Raw genomic sequence first — 17693 nt, forward strand, 5'->3', positions numbered from 1 at the left:
GCAGAGTGCGGGTATTGGTGACAGGGGGCGCGGGCTATATCGGCTCGCATACATGCAAGGCGCTCGCCCGCGCAGGCCACCTGCCGATCGCCTACGACAACCTGCATACGGGGCATGCCTGGGCCGTGAAATGGGGCCCGTTGGTCCAGGGCGACATCAATGATCCCGTGGGGCTCGCCGCCGCGATCCGCGAGCACAGGCCCGACGCCGTCATCAACTTCGCGGCGCTCGCCTACGTGGGCGAATCGATGGTCGAGCCGGTCCGCTACTATCGCACCAACGTCGCCGGCATGATCACGCTGATCGAGGTCATGCGGGCGCACGACGTGGGCTCCATCGTCTTCTCCAGCAGCTGCGCGACCTACGGCATTCCCGACCGCCTGCCGGTGATCGAGGATACGTGGCAACGGCCGATCAACACCTATGGCCATACCAAACTCATGGGCGAACAGATCCTGCGCGACGCCTGTGCCGCGCACGGGCTGGGCGCCATCGCGCTGCGCTACTTCAATGCCGGCGGTGCCGATCCCGAGGGTGAAGTGGGCGAGGAGCACGACCCCGAAACCCACATCATCCCGCTGGTGCTTCAGGCGGCGCACGGGATCCGGCCGCACATTTCCGTCTTCGGCGCCGATTACGACACGCACGACGGCACCTGCGTGCGCGACTATGTGCATGTGACCGATCTCGCGGAAGCGCATGTCGCGGCGCTGACGCGCTGCAAGCCGGGCAGCTTCCAGGCCTACAATCTCGGCGCCGGCCAGGGCGCCAGCATCGGCGATCTGATCGCGCGGGCGCGCGTGCTCACCGGTCGCGAGATCCGCACCGTCGAGGCGCCGCGGCGGGCGGGCGACCCGCCGGTCCTGGTGGCCGACGTGGCACTGGCGCGGCAGGCGCTCGGCTGGGCGCCGGCCCATTCGTCGATCGACGACATCATCCGCAGCGCCTGGACCTGGATGACCGACAGCCGGTCTCACGCCATGAAGGCAAAGGCCCGCTGAGGCGCCGCGCATGGACCGCGACACCGTCACGCCGCTGCTGATCACCTTCAACGAGATCCAGAACATCGAACGGACGCTGGCAAAGCTCGATTGGGCGAAGCGCATCGTCGTGATCGACAGCGGCAGCACCGACGGCACGCTCGACGTGCTGGCGAAGGATCCGCGCATCGAGGTCGTCCACCGGCCGTTCGACAGCTTCGCCGACCAGTGCAATTTCGGTCTCACCCATGTCCGCACCGAGTGGGTCCTGTCGCTCGACGCCGACTACGAACTCAGCGACGCCCTCATCGCGGAACTGGCGAAGCTGCGACCGACGCCGCAGGACTCGGGCTACAAGGCGGCCTTCGTCTATCGCATCTACGGCCATCCCCTGCGCGGCACGCTCTATCCGCCCCGCGCCGTGCTCTACCGCATCGCCGGCGCGCGTTACGAGAATGAGGGCCACGGCCATCGCATCCGCCTGCCGGGCCGCGTCTCGGATCTCAAGGGCACGATCTATCACGACGACCGCAAGCCGCTGTCGCGCTGGCTGGGCTCGCAGCTCAAATACGCTGCACGCGAGGCCGCGCATCTCCTCGATACTCCGCGGGATCGGCTAGGCCGCGTCGACAAGATACGCCTGATGGGCTGGCCGGCGCCGATCCTGGTGCTGGGCTACGTGCTGTTCGTGAAGGGCGCCGTTCTCGACGGAAAAGCTGGCTGGTTCTACGCCTTCCAGCGCCTGCTGGCCGAGGTGCTTCTCGCCCTGGAGTTGCTGGATCTCCGGCTGTCCGGCACGGCGCGCTGAAAGCTGGTGCCGGGTGAGGGGATCGAACCCCCGACCTTCGGTTTACAAAACCGCTGCACTACCGCTGTGCTAACCCGGCATTTCCAGCATTTTAGCCACTTGGGGCCGTCTGTTGGGAGTTCCAACCCGCGGCGCGGCCCGGCCGGGTGATATTTTACCGGGCTTGGCCCGGCAAGCGAATTCCGCCGATCAGCATCGCGCTATCGCGTTCTCGCCCTGAGCTGCCAGTGAAGTTCGATGGCCGCGCGATCCAGCTTGAAGGTCGGGTGCGCTCTGCATGTATTGATCAGGAGAGCCAGGAGATCCTCGGAAGTACGGTTTCTCAGCGCATAACCGGCTTCGCCCGCAGCGCTGCCCTCGAGGTCGCGGGCGAACAGGTAACCAATGAGCCAGTTGATGGCATCGCGATGTGTGCTGTCGTCGTTGACGATCTGGGTGCATGAAATGCCACCGGCGCCAACCAGCATGCCCTGGGCGTTTGCGGTCCCAGGACCGGTGCCGTTGGCGACCGTCAACATCAAGGCGAACAAGCGAAGGGATTTCATCGGTCAGGGCCCGTGCAGCCAACTGAACGCTCGCGATTCTACGTCACTTCGGTCGTTGCCGCGCCCATTCGTAAGCCGCGACGGCGGCTGCGTTGGAGACGTTGAGCGCGGACAGGGCGTCGCTGGTGGGAATCGTCACCAGCCGGTCGCATTTCTCCGACGTCAGCCGGCGCAGGCCCTCGCCCTCGGCGCCCAGCACGATGCAGGTCCGGCCTTTGAGGTCGAGGTCGCCGATGCGGGCGTCGCCGGTCTCGGCCAGCCCGTAGGTCCAGAAACCCGCTTCCTTGAGCTGGTCGAGGGTGCGGGCGAGGTTGACGGCGCGCACCAGCGGCACGATTTCGAGCGCCCCGGAGGCGGCCTTCGCCAGCGTTCCGGTGTCGGAGGGGGTGTGGCGGTCGGTGACGATCACGCCGGCGGCGCCAAAGGCCGCGGCCGAGCGAAGAATGGCGCCGACATTATGCGGATCGCTCACCTGGTCGAGCGCCAGGACCAGCGCGTTGTCGCTGCAGCGGGCCAGGACATCTTCGATGGCAGCGTCTTCCAGCGGCGCCACGAGGGCTGCGATGCCCTGGTGCACGGCGCCGTTGGGCAGGCGCTGGTTGAGGTCTTCGCGCGACGTGATGGTCTTGTCGGTCTTGCCGATTTCGGCGGCATGGGTCTCCGCCATCTCGCGTGTGGCGAACAGTCGCTCGATGCGACGGTCGGGATTGGCAAGGGCCGCGAGCACGGCATGGCGGCCAAAGATCCATATGGATTGGTTGCCGGTGCGGGACTGGCGATGGGGGCGGTTGGGGCGGGGAGGCATGGAGAGCCTTGTATGGCGCGGAGGTGATGGGGGCAATCCGGCTGCCGGATCCGGCGATGAACGGTGGAACTCCGGGCGGTTTGCACCCCCCTCGGAAGTCCCGTTCTGTTCTTTCCCGAAGGAAGTGCTTGCTAGCGAACGGGCGGCACTGTATCTCCGCGCGCCTACAGGCTTTTTCCGTTAATGCCGGTTGGGACGGAGGGGTGGCCGAGCGGTCAATGGCAGCAGACTGTAAATCTGCCGACTTCGCGTCTACGAAGGTTCGAATCCTTCCCCCTCCACCATCGGACCATATGCGGGATTTGTTCTGTTCGGGCGTTGCGGGTGTAGCTCAATGGTAGAGCAGAAGCCTTCCAAGCTTACGACGAGGGTTCGATTCCCTTCACCCGCTCCAGGTTTGGCTTAAGTCGGCCAGTTCAAGTTCGGTCTGTGTAGAAGCTGCAAGCATCACGAGGGTCGTGACACTATGGGCAAAGCTAAATTCGAGCGGAACAAGCCGCACTGCAACATCGGGACGATCGGTCACGTCGATCACGGGAAGACGTCGCTGACGGCGGCGATCACGAAGATCCTGGCGAAGACGGGCGGCGCGACGTTCACGGCGTACGACCAGATCGACAAGGCCCCGGAAGAGCGCGAGCGCGGCATCACGATCTCGACGGCGCATGTCGAGTACGAGACGGCGAACCGTCACTACGCGCACGTCGACTGCCCGGGCCATGCCGACTACGTGAAGAACATGATCACGGGTGCGGCGCAGATGGACGGGGCGATCCTGGTGGTGTCGGCGGCCGACGGCCCGATGCCGCAGACCCGCGAGCACATCCTGCTGGCGCGCCAGGTGGGCGTTCCGGCGCTGGTCGTGTTCATGAACAAGTGCGACATGGTCGACGATCCGGAGCTCCTGGACCTGGTCGAGTTGGAAGTGCGCGAGCTGCTGAAGAGCTACCAGTTCCCGGGCGACGACCTGCCGGTGATCCGGGGTTCGGCGCTGATGGCGCTGGAAGACAAGAGCCCGGAACTGGGCGAGCAGGCCGTGCTGGCGCTGATGGCGGAGGTGGACAAGTACATTCCGCAGCCTGCGCGCGACAAGGACAAGCCGTTCCTGATGCCGATCGAGGACGTGTTCTCGATCTCGGGCCGCGGCACGGTGGTGACGGGTCGCGTCGAGCGCGGCATCGTGAAGGTGGGCGAGGAAGTGGAGATCGTGGGCCTGAAGGCCACGACGAAGACGACGGTGACGGGCGTCGAGATGTTCCGCAAGCTGCTGGATTCGGGCGAGGCGGGCGACAATATCGGGGCGCTGCTGCGCGGCGTGGGCCGCGAGGACGTGGAGCGCGGCCAGGTTCTGTCGAAGCCGGGCGCGATCACGCCGCACACGAACTTCGAGGCCGAGGCCTACATCCTGACGAAGGAAGAGGGCGGCCGTCATACGCCGTTCTTCACGAACTACCGTCCGCAGTTCTACTTCCGGACGACGGACGTGACGGGCGTGGTAACGCTGCCGGAAGGCACGGAGATGGTGATGCCGGGCGACAACGCGCGGCTGGTGGTCGAACTGATCCAGCCGATCGCCATGGACGAGGGCCTGCGCTTCGCCATCCGCGAAGGCGGACGCACCGTCGGCGCCGGCGTCGTCACCAAAGTCGTAAAGTAGTGCTATAGAGGGTCACCGCCGTCACCAAGCGGCGGTGATTTACTACAGGAGTGTAGCTCAGTTGGTAGAGCATCGGTCTCCAAAACCGAGGGTCGTGGGTTCGAGTCCCTCCGCTCCTGCCATTATTTGAAGAACGGCGATCATGGCGACAAAAAATCCGATCGAATTCGCGCGGGAAGTCAGAGCCGAGGTGGCCCGGGTCACCTGGCCGACCCGGCGCGAGACGATGATCACCACCAGCATGGTGTTCATCTTCGTCGTCATCTCGTCGCTGTTCTTCCTCGTGGCCGACAAGGTCATTGGCTTCGTCGTGAAGCTTCTGCTCGGGGTTTCCTGACATGGCTCATCGCTGGTACGTCGTTCACGCCTATTCGGGCTTCGAGAACAAGGTCGCGCAGTCGATCCGCGAGCAGGCCGGAAAGAAGGGCCTGGACGAGGAAATCACCGAGGTCATCGTGCCGACCGAGGAAGTCGTCGAGGTCCGCCGCGGCGCCAAGGTCAACACCGAGCGCAAGTTCTTCCCGGGCTACGTGCTCGTGAAAATGGACCTCACGGACGATTCCTGGCACCTGGTCAAGAACACGGCCAAGGTCACGGGCTTCCTGGGTGGCGGTGGCCGCGGTAAGCCGGTACCGATTTCCGATGCCGAGGCCAATCGCATCCTGAAGCAGGTCCAGGAGGGCGTGGAACGTCCCAAGCCCGCCGTCAGCTTCGAGATCGGCGAGCAGGTCAAGGTGGCCGACGGTCCGTTTGCCTCTTTCAACGGCACTGTCGAGGATGTGGACGAGGAACGGGCACGCCTCAAGGTGGCCGTCTCGATCTTCGGCCGGTCGACCCCGGTCGAGCTCGACTACGCACAGGTGGAAAAGATCTGATTCGTTCCCATATAGGGGGACAAAATCAGGGTTGTGGTGGGCGGTCTTATTTGGTAGACCGCGCGCCCTTGGGAGGGCTGGCTGTTCGCCAGCCTTTTCTCATGAGGTGGGTCGAGACCGAAAATCCTTATGGATCAAGGACTTGACCTTAATCTGGTGCGGGAGGCCTGCCATGGCCGGACCGCGCCACCCACGAACTAGGGGTATGCATGGCTAAGAAGATCCAGGCCTACGTCAAGCTGCAAGTGCCGGCCGGCAAGGCCAATCCGTCTCCGCCGATCGGGCCTGCGCTCGGTCAGCAGGGCGTCAACATCATGGAATTCTGCAAGCAGTTCAATGCGAAGACGCAGAAGATGGAACCGGGCATGCCGATCCCGGTGGTCATCACCGTGTTCCAGGACCGCAGCTTCACCTTCGTCACCAAGACGCCGCCGGTGACCTACTTCCTGAAGAAGGCGGCCGGCATCGAGTCCGGCGCCAAGACGGTTGGCACGCAGATCGTCGGCAAGGTGACGACCAAGCAGGTTCGCGAGATCGCCGAGCAGAAGATGCCCGATCTCAACTGCGATACCGTCGAGTCGGCGATGGCCCAGGTGGTGGGCTCGGCCCGCTCGATGGGCCTCCAGGTGGTGGAGTAGGACCATGGCCCAGGGCAAGCGTTACAAGACGGCGTCCGCCACGGTCGACCGCGAGAAGATGTACCCGCTCGATGAGGCGGTGAAGATCGTCAAGGCCAATGCCAAGGCGAAGTTCGACGAGACCATCGAGGTCGCGATGAACCTCGGCATCGATCCGCGCCACGCCGACCAGGCGGTGCGCGGCATGATCGAGCTGCCGAACGGCACCGGCAAGTCGGTGCGCGTGGCGGTGTTCGCCCGCGGTCCGAAGGCCGACGAAGCCAAGGCGGCCGGTGCCGACCTGGTGGGTGCCGAGGACCTGGCCGAGAAGATCAATGCGGGCGAGATGGCGTTCGAGCGCTGCATCGCCACGCCGGACATGATGGGCATCGTCGGCCGTCTCGGTAAGGTGCTGGGCCCGCGCGGCCTGATGCCGAACCCGAAGCTCGGCACGGTGACGCAGGACGTGACCGCCGCGGTGAAGGCCGCCAAGGCCGGCTCGATCGAGTTCCGCGCCGAGAAGGCTGGCATCATTCATGCTGGCGTCGGCAAGGCCTCGTTCAGCGAGGAGGCGATCACCGCCAACGTCAAGGCGCTGGTCGCGGCCATCAACCGGGCCAAGCCGAGCGGCGCCAAGGGCACTTTCATCAAGAAGGTGTCGCTGAGTTCCACGATGGGTCCGGGCATCAAGCTCGACCCGGCCACCGCGCTCTCCTAAGCGCGGGCCAGAGTTTTAGAGTTTCCGCAGCGGACCTCAAAGTCCACTGCGGAGGGAGCGAAGAGACCGCAAGGTTTCGAGCTCCACCTGTCCGAGACCACCGGTACTTCGCCCTTAGGGGCAAGTGTAATGGGGAAACCCGCCAGTGCAGACGGGGGCAAGGGAATCGACGCTGCATCTTTCGATGCGCGCACGCGCCCGAACTTCCGGGGCAGGCGAACCGGACCGCAAGGTCTCCGTTTCGCGCTAACCCGCTAACGGAGGCTGCGCAGTCTGTAACGCAGCCGGTCCGATCCGGATCCCCCGGGTTGGACCATAGTTGGAGAAAGCCGTGAATCGTTCGGAAAAGGCCGAAGCGATCGTCGAGCTGAACCAGATCTTCAAGGACGCCAACCTGATGGTGATCACTCGCCAGTCAGGTCTGACCGTCCAGGAAGTGACGGACCTGCGTCGCAAGATCAGGGCAGCCGGCGCTAGCTACAAGGTCACGAAGAATCGGCTCACGCTGCGTGCCCTCGAGGGCACGTCCTTCACGGCGCTCGGCCCCATGTTCACGGGACCGACTGCCATCGCCTATTCCAAGGATCCGGTCGCAGCGGCGAAAGTCGTCGCGGCCTATGCCAAGGGCAACGAAAAGCTGACCATCGTCGGCGGTTCTCTAGGTGGAGAGACTTTGGACGTCGCTGGCGTCCAGGCCCTCGCCACCCTGCCGTCCCTCGATGCTCTGCGCGGCAAGATCATCGGTCTCCTGCAGGCCCCGGCGACCAAGGTCGCTGGTGTGCTCGTGGCGCCCGCCGGTCAGCTCGCTCGTGTGTTCGGCGCGTACGGAGCCACGGAAGACGGCGCGAAGGCGGCGTAAGTCATCATCATCGACGTCACGAAATCGAAGTTCGGGTTACTAGGAGACTAAAATGGCTAATCTCGAGAAGCTGGTCGAAGAGTTGTCGGCCCTGACGGTCCTCGAGGCCGCTCAGCTCAGCAAGCTGCTGGAAGAGAAGTGGGGCGTCAGCGCCGCCGCTCCGGTTGCCGTCGCCGCCGCTGGCGGTGGCGCTGCTGCCGCTCCGGTCGAGGTGAAGGACGAGTTCAGCGTCGTCCTCGCCGCCGCCGGCGACAAGAAGATCAACGTCATCAAGGCTGTCCGCGAGATCACCGGTCTCGGCCTCAAGGAAGCCAAGGACCTGGTCGAAGCCGCTCCCAAGGCGGTCAAGGAAGGCGTGCCGAAGGCCGATGCCGAGAAGCTCAAGGCGAAGCTCGAGGCCGAAGGCGCCAAGGTCGAGCTCAAGTAGAACTGTTTACCGGCCGGGCCGGCTTCCTTCGGGAGGCCGGCCCGTTCGGGCCTCTTCTCCGAACGGACTTCCCTGCGGGGTCCGTTCCGAAAAGTGGCCCTCTGCGACGGATGGGGCGAACGGCTGGCGGGCCGGGAGCTCCGAGAAAGCAGCGGGTGTTTATCACCGCCCTTGAACCTTCGAGGACGCAGGATGGCCACGGCCTTCAATACGCGCAAACGGATTCGTCGTTTCTTCGGCCACATCGAATCGGTGGCGCCGATGCCGAACCTCATCGAGGTTCAGAAGAGCTCCTACGAGAGCTTTCTGCAGCGCGTAACGCCGGCGGCCAAGCGCACCCAGTCGGGCCTCCAGGAAGTCTTCCGCGGCGTCTTCCCGATCAAGGATTTCGCCGAGCGCGCCAGCCTCGAGTTCGTGAAGTACGAGTTCGAGGAGCCCAAGTACGACGTCGAGGAGTGCCAGCAGCGCGGCATCACCTTCGCCGCCCCGCTCAAGGTCACGCTGCAGCTCGTCGTCTGGGACATCGACGAGGAAGCCGGCTCGCGCTCGATCCGCGATATCAAGGAGCAGGACGTCTACATGGGCGACATGCCGCTCATGACCGACAACGGCACCTTCATCGTGAACGGCACCGAGCGCGTGATCGTCTCGCAGATGCACCGTTCGCCGGGCGTCTTCTTCGACCACGACAAGGGCAAGACCCACAGCTCGGGCAAGTACCTGTTCGCCGCCCGCATCATCCCGTACCGCGGCTCGTGGCTCGACTTCGAGTTCGACGCCAAGGACCTGATCCACGTCCGCATCGATCGGCGCCGCAAGATCCCGGTGACGACGCTGCTGCTCGCGCTCGACAACGACGCCACCTGGAAGAAGCGCGCGGCCGCCGTCGCCAAGAACCAGACGCTCGACCCGTCGGAGGCCCAGGGCCTGTCGCCTGAGGAGATTCTGGCGGCGTTCTACGGCCAGGTCGTCTACACGCGCGAGAAAGACGGTTGGAACACGCCGTTCGAATCCGAGTCGATGCGCGGCGTGAAGCTGACGCATGACCTGGTGAACGGCAAGACCGGCAAGTCGGTCGCCGATGCTGGCACCAAGATGACTCCGCGCCTGCTCAACAAGCTCAAGGAAGCGGGCCTCAAGGACATTCGCGTCTCGCAGGAAGAGCTGATCGGCCGCTACGCCGCGCTCGACGTCATCAACGAGAAGACGGGCGAGATCTATGTCGAGGCCGGCCAGGAGATCACCGAGGCGGTGCTCGAGCTGTTCAACGAGAACGACATCGACCTGCTGCCGACGCTCGCCATCGACCACGTCAATGTCGGTCCGTACATCCGCAACACGCTGGCCGCCGACAAGAACTCGAACCGCGAAGAAGCGCTGCTCGACATCTATCGCGTCATGCGTCCGGGCGAGCCGCCGACGCTGGAGCAGGCCGAGACGCTGTTCCAGGGCCTGCTGTTCGACATCGACCGCTACGACCTCTCGCCGGTCGGCCGCGTGAAGATGAACATGCGCCTCGAGTTCGAGGGCGTGCCCGACACGCAGCGCACCCTGCGCCGCGAGGACATCCTCGCCGTCGTCCGCGTCCTGCACGGCCTCAAGGACGGCCGCGGCGAGATCGACGATATCGACCATCTCGGCAACCGTCGCGTCCGCTCGGTCGGCGAGCTGATGGAGAACCAGTATCGCGTCGGCTTGCTGCGCATGGAGCGGGCGATCCGCGAGCGCATGAGCTCGATCGACATCGACACCGTGATGCCGCACGACCTGATCAACGCCAAGCCGGCGGCGGCGGCGGTGCGCGAGTTCTTCGGCTCCTCGCAGCTCTCGCAGTTCATGGACCAGACCAACCCGCTGTCGGAAGTCACCCACAAGCGTCGCCTCTCGGCGCTTGGACCGGGCGGCCTGACGCGCGAGCGCGCCGGCTTCGAGGTGCGCGACGTGCATCCGACGCATTACGGCCGCATCTGCCCGATCGAGACGCCGGAAGGCCCGAACATCGGCCTGATCAACTCGCTGGCGACCTATGCCCGCGTGAACCAGTACGGCTTCATCGAGAGCCCGTACCGCAAGGTCGCGGGCGGTCGCGTGACCGACGAGGTGGTCTATCTCTCCGCGATGGAGGAGGGCCGCTACACGGTCGCCCAGGCCAATGCCGAGATCGACGCCAAGGGCAAGTTCGTGTCCGAGCTGGTGCAGTGCCGCAAGGGCGGCGAGTACATTCTCGGCCGTCCCGAGACGATCGACTTCGTCGACGTCTCGCCCAAGCAGATCGTGTCGGTCGCCGCGGCGCTGATCCCGTTCCTCGAGAACGACGACGCCAACCGCGCGCTGATGGGCTCGAACATGCAGCGTCAGGCGGTGCCGCTCATCCAGGCCGAATCGCCGCTGGTCGGCACCGGCATGGAAGAGGTGGTGGCCCGCGACTCCGGCGTCGCCATCTCGGCCCGCCGCAGCGGCATCGTCGACCAGGTCGACGCCATGCGTATCGTGGTGCGCGCCACCGACGATGTCGGCCCCAACCGCCCGGCGGTCGACATCTACAACCTGCTGAAGTTCCAGCGCTCCAACCAGAGCACCTGCATCACCCAGAAGCCGCTCGTGCGCGTCGGCGACACGGTGAAGAAGGGCGACATCGTGGCCGACGGCCCGTCGACGCAGAACGGCGAGCTCGCGCTCGGCCGCAACGTGCTCGTCGCGTTCATGCCGTGGAATGGCTACAACTTCGAGGACTCGATCCTCCTTTCCGAGCGTATTGTGCGCGATGACGTCTTCACCTCGATCCACATCGAGGAGTTCGAGGTCATGGCCCGCGACACCAAGCTCGGCCAGGAGGAGATCAGCCGCGACATCCCGAACGTCGGCGAGGAAGCCCTCAAGAACCTCGACGAGGCGGGCATCGTCTACATTGGCGCCGAGGTGAAGGCGGGCGACATCCTGGTCGGCAAGGTGACGCCGAAGGGCGAGAGCCCGATGACCCCGGAAGAGAAGCTGCTGCGCGCCATCTTCGGCGAGAAGGCGGCCGACGTGCGCGACACCTCGCTCAAGGTGCCGCCGGGCGTCGAAGGCACCGTCGTCGAGGTCCGCGTGTTCAACCGCCGCGGCGTCGACAAGGACGAGCGCGCGCTGGCGATCGAGCGCGACGAGATCGAGCGTCTCGCCAAGGACCGTGACGACGAAAAGGCCATCCTCGAGCGCAGCTTCTACGGCCAGCTCCAGGAGATGCTGCTGAACCAGGTGGTCGCTGGCGGGCTCAAGGGCCTGAAGCCGGGCACCAAGATCGTCGACACCGTGCTGGGCGAGTACACGCCGGGCCAGTGGCGCCAGATCGCCGTGAAGACCGACAAGAAGCAGTCCGAGATCGAGGCGCTGAACAAGCAGTTCGACGAGTCGATGAAGCGCCTGCAGGACCGGTTCGACAGCAAGGTCGACAAGCTGCAGCGCGGCGACGAGCTGCCGCCGGGCGTGATGAAGATGGTCAAGGTCTTCGTCGCGACCAAGCGCAAGCTGCAGCCGGGCGACAAGATGGCCGGCCGTCACGGCAACAAGGGCGTCATCTCGCGCATCATGCCGCTGGAAGACATGCCGTACCTCGAGGAGGGCGGCCCGGTCGACATCGTGCTGAACCCGCTCGGCGTGCCGTCGCGCATGAACGTCGGTCAGATCCTCGAGACCCATCTCGGCTGGGCCGCGGCGGGGCTCGGCAAGAAGATCGGCAAGATGCTCGAGGATGCCCGCGAGGTCTCGGTCGCGCAGATCAAGAAGCAGCTGCGTGACATCTACAGCGAGAAGTCCTTCAAGGCCGACATCGCCGACCTCACCGACGAGCAGACGATCGAACTGGCCCGCAACCTCAGCAAGGGCGTGCCCTTCGCGTCGCCGGTCTTCGACGGCGCGCACGAGCCCGACATCGTCGAGATGCTGGAGATGGCCGGTCTCGACCGGTCCGGCCAGGTCACCCTGGTCGACGGCCGCACCGGCGAGCCGTTCGACCGCAAGGTGACCGTCGGCTACATCTACATGCTGAAGCTGCACCATCTCGTGGACGACAAGATCCACGCGCGTTCGATCGGGCCGTACAGCCTGGTCACCCAGCAGCCGCTGGGCGGCAAGGCGCAGTTCGGCGGACAGCGCTTCGGCGAGATGGAGGTGTGGGCGCTCGAAGCCTACGGCGCCGCCTACACGCTGCAGGAGATCCTCACCGTCAAGTCGGACGACGTGGCCGGCCGCACCAAGGTCTACGAGGCCATCGTGCGCGGCGACGACACGTTCGAGGCGGGTATCCCGGAATCCTTCAACGTGCTGGTCAAGGAGCTGCGCTCCCTCGGCCTCAACGTCGAATTGAACCAGTCGGCCACCTGAGCGTGGCCGGCTTCTCTACCTTCGCGAATTAAGTCCACCGAACAGTAGGACAACAATGACCGACCTTATCAACGTACTGGGCCAGCCGCAGGGCACGCCGACCTTCGACGAGATCCGCATCTCGATCGCCAGCCCCGAGCGCATCCGCACCTGGAGCCACGGCGAGATCAAGAAGCCGGAGACCATCAACTACCGCACGTTCAAGCCGGAGCGTGACGGCCTGTTCTGCGCCCGTATCTTCGGGCCGATCAAGGACTACGAGTGCCTGTGCGGCAAGTACAAGCGCATGAAGTTCCGCGGCATCACCTGCGAGAAGTGCGGCGTCGAGGTGACCCTCACCAAGGTGCGCCGCGAGCGCATGGGCCACATCGAGCTGGCCTCGCCGGTCGCCCACATCTGGTTCCTGAAGTCGCTGCCGAGCCGCATCGGCCTGCTGCTCGACATGACGCTGCGCGACCTCGAGCGGATCCTGTATTTCGAGAACTACGTCGTCAGCAATCCCGGCCTGACGCCGCTCAAGTACCGTGAGCTGCTGAACGAGGAACAGTATCTCGACGCGCTCGACCAGTACGGCGAGGGCTCCTTCGAGGCCGAGATCGGCGCCGAGGCGATCCGCGGCATGCTGCAGGCGATCGACCTCAACGAGGAGCGTCCGCGCCTGCGCGAGGAGCTGCGCGAGACCACGTCGGAGGCCAAGCGCAAGAAGCTGGTGAAGCGGCTGAAGCTCTGCGAGAACTTCATCGAATCCGGCGCCCGTCCGGAATGGATGATCCTCGAGCTGGTGCCGGTGATCCCGCCCGAGCTGCGTCCGCTGGTGCCGCTCGACGGCGGCCGCTTCGCGACGTCGGACCTCAACGACCTCTACCGCCGCGTCATCAACCGCAACAACCGCCTGAAGCGCCTGATCGAGCTGCGCGCGCCCGACATCATCGTGCGCAACGAGAAGCGCATGCTGCAGGAGTCGGTCGATGCGCTGTTCGACAACGGCCGCCGCGGCCGCGTCATCACCGGCGCCAACAAGCGTCCGCTGAAGTCGCTGTCGGACATGCTGAAGGGCAAGCAGGGGCGCTTCCGCCAGAACCTGCTCGGCAAGCGTGTCGACTACTCGGGCCGTTCGGTCATCGTGGTCGGTCCGGAGCTCAAGCTCCACCAGTGCGGCCTGCCGAAGAAGATGGCGCTCGAGCTGTTCAAGCCGTTCATCTACTCGCGCCTGCAGAACTACGGCATGGCCAACACCATCAAGGCCGCCAAGCGCATGGTCGAGAAGGAGCGGCCGGAAGTGTGGGACATCCTCGAGGAGGTCATCCGCGAGCATCCCGTGCTGCTGAACCGCGCGCCGACGCTGCATCGCCTGGGCATCCAGGCGTTCGAGCCGGTGCTCATCGAAGGCAAGGCGATCCAGCTGCATCCGCTGGTCTGCACGGCCTTCAACGCCGACTTCGACGGTGACCAGATGGCGGTACACGTGCCGCTGTCGCTGGAAGCCCAGCTCGAGGCCCGCGTGCTGATGATGTCGACCAACAACATCCTGTCGCCGGCGTCGGGCAAGCCGATCATCGTGCCGTCGCAGGATATCGTGCTCGGCATCTACTACATCACGCTCGAGCGCGAGGGTGAGCGGGGTGAAGGTTCGCTGTTCTCCGAGATCGGCGAACTGGAGCATGCCCTGCACAGCCGCGATCTGTCGATGCATGCGCGCATCAAGATGCGTCTGGAGGCCTATGACGACAAGGGCGTGTTCGCCAGCCGCGTCGTCGAGACCACGCCGGGCCGCGTCCTGCTGGCGCAGATCCTGCCCAAGCACGAGAACCTGCCATTCTCGCTGATCAACCGCCTGCTGACCAAGAAGGACCTGCAGAACGTCATCGACTCCGTCTACCGCCATTGCGGTCAGAAGGAGACGGTGATCTTCGCCGATCGCCTGATGGGTCTCGGCTTCTATCACGCCTGCCGCGCCGGCATCTCGTTCGGCAAGGACGACCTCGTCATCCCGACCGCCAAGGTGAAGCTGGTTGCCCAGACCACCAAGGAAGTGAAGGAGTACGAGCAGCAGTACCAGGACGGCCTGATCACCTCGGGTGAGAAATACAACAAGGTCGTCGATGCCTGGTCGCGTTGCTCGGACCGCGTTGCCGAGGAAATGATGAAGGGCATCTCGACGCCGCAGCCGGGCCGACCGGTCAACGCGGTGTGGATGATGGCCCACTCCGGTGCCCGTGGTTCGGCCACCCAGATGAAGCAGCTCGCGGGCATGCGCGGTCTCATGACCAAGCCGTCGGGCGAGATCATCGAGACGCCGATCCTGTCGAACTTCAAGGAAGGCCTGTCGGTTCTGGAGTACTTCAACTCCACCCACGGCGCCCGCAAGGGACTGGCCGACACGGCGCTCAAGACGGCGAACTCGGGTTACCTGACCCGCCGTCTGGTCGACGTGGCGCAGGACTGCATCATCATCGAGGAGGATTGCGGCACCGAACGCGGCCTCACGATGCGCGCGGTCGTCGACGGCGGCGACGTGATCGAGCCGCTCTCCGAGCGGGTCCTCGGCCGCTCGTCGCTGGACGACATCATCGATCCGCTGACCGGCGTCGTCATCAGCAAGGCCGGCGAACTCATCGACGAGGTCAAGGTCGAGCTGATCGACAAGGCCGGCATCGAGGAGCTTCGCATCCGCTCGGTGCTGACCTGCGACACCAAGATCGGTGTCTGCGGCAAGTGCTACGGCCGCGACCTGGCCCGCGGTACGCCGGTCAACATCGGCGAAGCGGTGGGCGTCATCGCCGCCCAGTCGATCGGTGAGCCGGGCACGCAGCTGACCATGCGTACCTTCCACATCGGCGGCGCCGCGCAGCGTGGTGCGGAGCAGTCGAACATCGAAGCGAGCCATGACGGCACCATCCAGGTGCGCAACCGCAACGTCGTCATCAACAGCTCGGGCGTGCCGGTCGTGATGGGCCGCAACACCGAGATGGTGCTGGTCGACGCCTCGCATCGCGAACGGGCCAAGCATCGCGTGCCTTACGGCGCGCGCCTGCTGGTCGACAACGACACGCTCGTCTCGAAGGGCCAGAAGCTCGCCGAGTGGGATCCGTACACCCTGCCGATCATCACCGAGAAGGCGGGTAAGGCGGTCTATGTCGACCTCGTCGAGGGCGTGTCGATGCGCGAGGTGATCGACGACTCGACCGGCATCTCGAACCGTGTCGTGGTCGACTGGAAGGGCCAGCCGCGCGGCGGCGACCTGCGTCCGCGCATTGCCATCCACGATGCCGACGGCAACCCGATCATGCTGGCCAACGGCCAGGAGGCTCGGTACCTGCTGTCGCTCGACTCGGTGCTTTCGGTCGAGAACGGACAGGACGTCAATGCCGGCGACATCCTCGCGCGTATCCCGCGCGAGGGCGGCAAGAACCGCGACATCACGGGCGGTCTGCCGCGCGTGGCGGAGCTGTTCGAGGCGCGCAAGCCCAAGGATTTCGCGATCATCTGCGACATCTCGGGCCGCATCGAGTTCGGCAAGGACTACAAGAGCAAGCGCCGCATCCTGATCGTGCCGGAAGGCGAGGGTGCGGAGCCGGTCGAGTACCTGATCCCCAAGGGCAAGCGTATCGCCGTGCAGGAAGGCGACTTCGTGGAGCGCGGCGACCTGCTGATCGACGGCAACCCGGTGCCTCACGACATCCTGCGCGTGCTGGGTATCGAGAAGCTGGCCGAGTACCTGGTGAACGAGATCCAGGAGGTCTATCGACTGCAGGGCGTCAAGATCAACGACAAGCACATCGAGACGATCGCGCGTCAGATGCTGCAGAAGGTCGAGATCACCGACGCCGGCGACACGACCTTCCTGATCGGCGAACAGGTCGACAAGGCGGAGTTCGAGGTGGAGAACGCCAAGATCCTCGCGGAGAAGCTGAAGCCTGCCAAGGCCGACCCGGTGCTGCTGGGCATCACCAAGGCGTCCTTGCAGACCAAGTCCTTCATCTCGGCGGCTTCCTTCCAGGAGACCACCCGCGTGCTGACCGAGGCGGCCGTCAGCGGTCGCGTCGACACGCTGCAGGGCCTGAAGGAGAACGTCATCGTCGGCCGCCTGATCCCGGCGGGTACCGGCGGAGTCGTGAACCGCCTGAAGGCCATTGCGGCGCAGCGCGACCGGGCGATCCTGGCGGCCGGCATCGACGGCGAGGACCAGCCGGTCCCGACGCTGGAGGAAGAACGCGCGGCCGACTGATCCGGTCGAAAAGCGGTGAAAATGGGAAGGCCGTCCTCGAAAGGGACGGCCTTCTTCAATTGTGGCTCCCACGCCACAATCCCACCAGATATGGTTGTTAGATTCTTGCGTGCCTCGCGGCATGCGAGTCAGGAACGAGTCGGATTCGGTCGACTCAGAAATAACCAACGATATCAATGCGAAAAGCGTCGTAGCGTGCTTGACGCATAGGAACGACGGCCATATAAGCGCGCCACCTCGTCGAGGGGCTGGTGGTTGGCGTGAGCCAAAACGCAGCCTGACGCCGAGGACCGCTACAAGTCAGGCCACTAGGCCACAAAGCTATCATTTCGCGCGGGGCTGTGCGTTAGCCGCTATGCCCGCGCTTATGCTTTGTGCCGACGCGTCGATGTTGGGCGGACCCGAGACGGCGTTAAGGAAATTGGAAATCAATGCCGACTATTAACCAGTTGATCCGCAAGCAGCGCCACGGGCTGAAGGCCCACAACAAGGTGCCGGCGCTCGAGGCTTGCCCGCAGAAGCGTGGCGTTTGCACGCGTGTCTACACGACGACGCCGAAGAAGCCGAACTCGGCGCTGCGCAAGGTCGCCAAGGTGCGCCTCACCAACGCCTACGAGGTGGTGAGCTACATCCCCGGCGAGGGTCACAATCTGCAGGAGCACTCGGTGGTCATGATCCGCGGTGGTCGCGTGAAGGACCTTCCGGGCGTTCGCTATCACATCATTCGCGGCACCCTCGATACGCAGGGTGTCAAGGACCGCAAGCAACGCCGTTCGAAGTACGGCGCGAAGCGTCCGAAGTAGGCGGGGAGA

14 protein-coding genes and 4 tRNA genes are annotated in these 17693 nt (G+C 64.9%); 15 read left to right on the forward strand and 3 right to left on the reverse strand.

Annotated features, from left to right (window positions below; translation table 11 throughout):
• Nucleotides 1–5 precede the first annotated feature (5 nt).
• Together galE and AC1ROX_RS15975 are read left to right on the forward strand one after the other, a co-directional pair.
• Nucleotides 6–1001: a UDP-glucose 4-epimerase GalE gene (galE, locus tag AC1ROX_RS15970; protein ID WP_493126937.1), complete on the forward strand. Its 996-nt coding sequence runs from the start codon at nt 6–8 to the stop codon at nt 999–1001.
• Nucleotides 1002–1011: 10 nt separating this feature from the next.
• Nucleotides 1012–1788, forward strand: coding sequence for a glycosyltransferase family 2 protein (locus tag AC1ROX_RS15975; protein ID WP_493126938.1), 777 nt, complete (start codon nt 1012–1014; stop codon nt 1786–1788).
• Nucleotides 1789–1792: 4 nt separating this feature from the next.
• Here the strand turns inward: AC1ROX_RS15975 and AC1ROX_RS15980 are convergent.
• The 3 genes from AC1ROX_RS15980 to rlmB form a co-directional block, all read right to left on the reverse strand.
• Nucleotides 1793–1867, reverse strand: a tRNA-Thr gene (locus tag AC1ROX_RS15980).
• A 121-nt stretch (nt 1868–1988) separates the two neighbouring features.
• Entirely contained in the window at nt 1989–2333 is a 345-nt protein-coding gene (locus AC1ROX_RS15985) for a hypothetical protein (protein WP_493126939.1), read from the reverse strand.
• 43 nt (nt 2334–2376) lie between these two features.
• Nucleotides 2377–3138 carry a 23S rRNA (guanosine(2251)-2'-O)-methyltransferase RlmB gene (rlmB, locus tag AC1ROX_RS15990; RefSeq protein WP_493126940.1) on the reverse strand — a complete coding sequence of 254 codons (762 nt, stop codon included), beginning with the start codon at nt 3136–3138 and terminating at the stop codon, nt 2377–2379.
• Between the two features lie 197 nt (nt 3139–3335).
• On the opposite strand from rlmB, the gene AC1ROX_RS15995 reads away from it, so the two are divergent.
• From AC1ROX_RS15995 to rpsL, 13 genes are all read left to right on the forward strand, one after another.
• A tRNA-Tyr gene (locus AC1ROX_RS15995) sits at nt 3336–3422 on the forward strand.
• A 36-nt stretch (nt 3423–3458) separates the two neighbouring features.
• Nucleotides 3459–3532: transfer RNA gene (locus AC1ROX_RS16000), tRNA-Gly, on the forward strand.
• Nucleotides 3533–3604: 72 nt separating this feature from the next.
• Nucleotides 3605–4795: an elongation factor Tu gene (gene tuf, locus AC1ROX_RS16005; protein ID WP_493126941.1), complete on the forward strand. Its 1191-nt coding sequence runs from the start codon at nt 3605–3607 to the stop codon at nt 4793–4795.
• A 46-nt stretch (nt 4796–4841) separates the two neighbouring features.
• A tRNA-Trp gene (locus AC1ROX_RS16010) sits at nt 4842–4917 on the forward strand.
• A 20-nt stretch (nt 4918–4937) separates the two neighbouring features.
• Complete coding sequence (gene secE / locus AC1ROX_RS16015) at nt 4938–5132, forward strand: preprotein translocase subunit SecE (protein ID WP_295145798.1); 195 nt, start codon at nt 4938–4940, stop codon at nt 5130–5132.
• Between the two features lies 1 nt (nt 5133).
• The gene (gene nusG, locus AC1ROX_RS16020; protein WP_493126942.1) at nt 5134–5670 is read left to right on the forward strand and encodes a transcription termination/antitermination protein NusG; all 537 of its coding nucleotides are present in this window, start codon (nt 5134–5136) and stop codon (nt 5668–5670) included.
• A 209-nt stretch (nt 5671–5879) separates the two neighbouring features.
• Nucleotides 5880–6308 carry a 50S ribosomal protein L11 gene (gene rplK / locus AC1ROX_RS16025; RefSeq protein ID WP_428683625.1) on the forward strand — a complete coding sequence of 143 codons (429 nt, stop codon included), beginning with the start codon at nt 5880–5882 and terminating at the stop codon, nt 6306–6308.
• 4 nt (nt 6309–6312) lie between these two features.
• Nucleotides 6313–7005 (forward strand): 50S ribosomal protein L1, encoded by a 693-nt coding sequence (gene rplA / locus AC1ROX_RS16030; protein WP_493126943.1) that lies wholly within the window; start codon nt 6313–6315, stop codon nt 7003–7005.
• Between the two features lie 331 nt (nt 7006–7336).
• A complete protein-coding gene (gene rplJ / locus AC1ROX_RS16035) occupies nt 7337–7864 on the forward strand; it encodes a 50S ribosomal protein L10 (RefSeq protein ID WP_493126944.1) in 528 nt (175 codons plus the stop codon).
• 52 nt (nt 7865–7916) lie between these two features.
• Nucleotides 7917–8291, forward strand: coding sequence for a 50S ribosomal protein L7/L12 (rplL, locus tag AC1ROX_RS16040; RefSeq protein ID WP_493126945.1), 375 nt, complete (start codon nt 7917–7919; stop codon nt 8289–8291).
• Between the two features lie 192 nt (nt 8292–8483).
• Complete coding sequence (rpoB, locus tag AC1ROX_RS16045; protein ID WP_493126946.1) at nt 8484–12653, forward strand: DNA-directed RNA polymerase subunit beta; 4170 nt, start codon at nt 8484–8486, stop codon at nt 12651–12653.
• Between the two features lie 55 nt (nt 12654–12708).
• Nucleotides 12709–16881 carry a DNA-directed RNA polymerase subunit beta' gene (gene rpoC / locus AC1ROX_RS16050; protein ID WP_493126947.1) on the forward strand — a complete coding sequence of 1391 codons (4173 nt, stop codon included), beginning with the start codon at nt 12709–12711 and terminating at the stop codon, nt 16879–16881.
• A 431-nt stretch (nt 16882–17312) separates the two neighbouring features.
• Nucleotides 17313–17684, forward strand: coding sequence for a 30S ribosomal protein S12 (gene rpsL / locus AC1ROX_RS16055; RefSeq protein ID WP_295145785.1), 372 nt, complete (start codon nt 17313–17315; stop codon nt 17682–17684).
• The last annotated feature ends 9 nt before the right edge of the window (nt 17685–17693 follow it).

The organism is Reyranella sp. GW821-FHT14A01 (assembly GCF_058803965.1).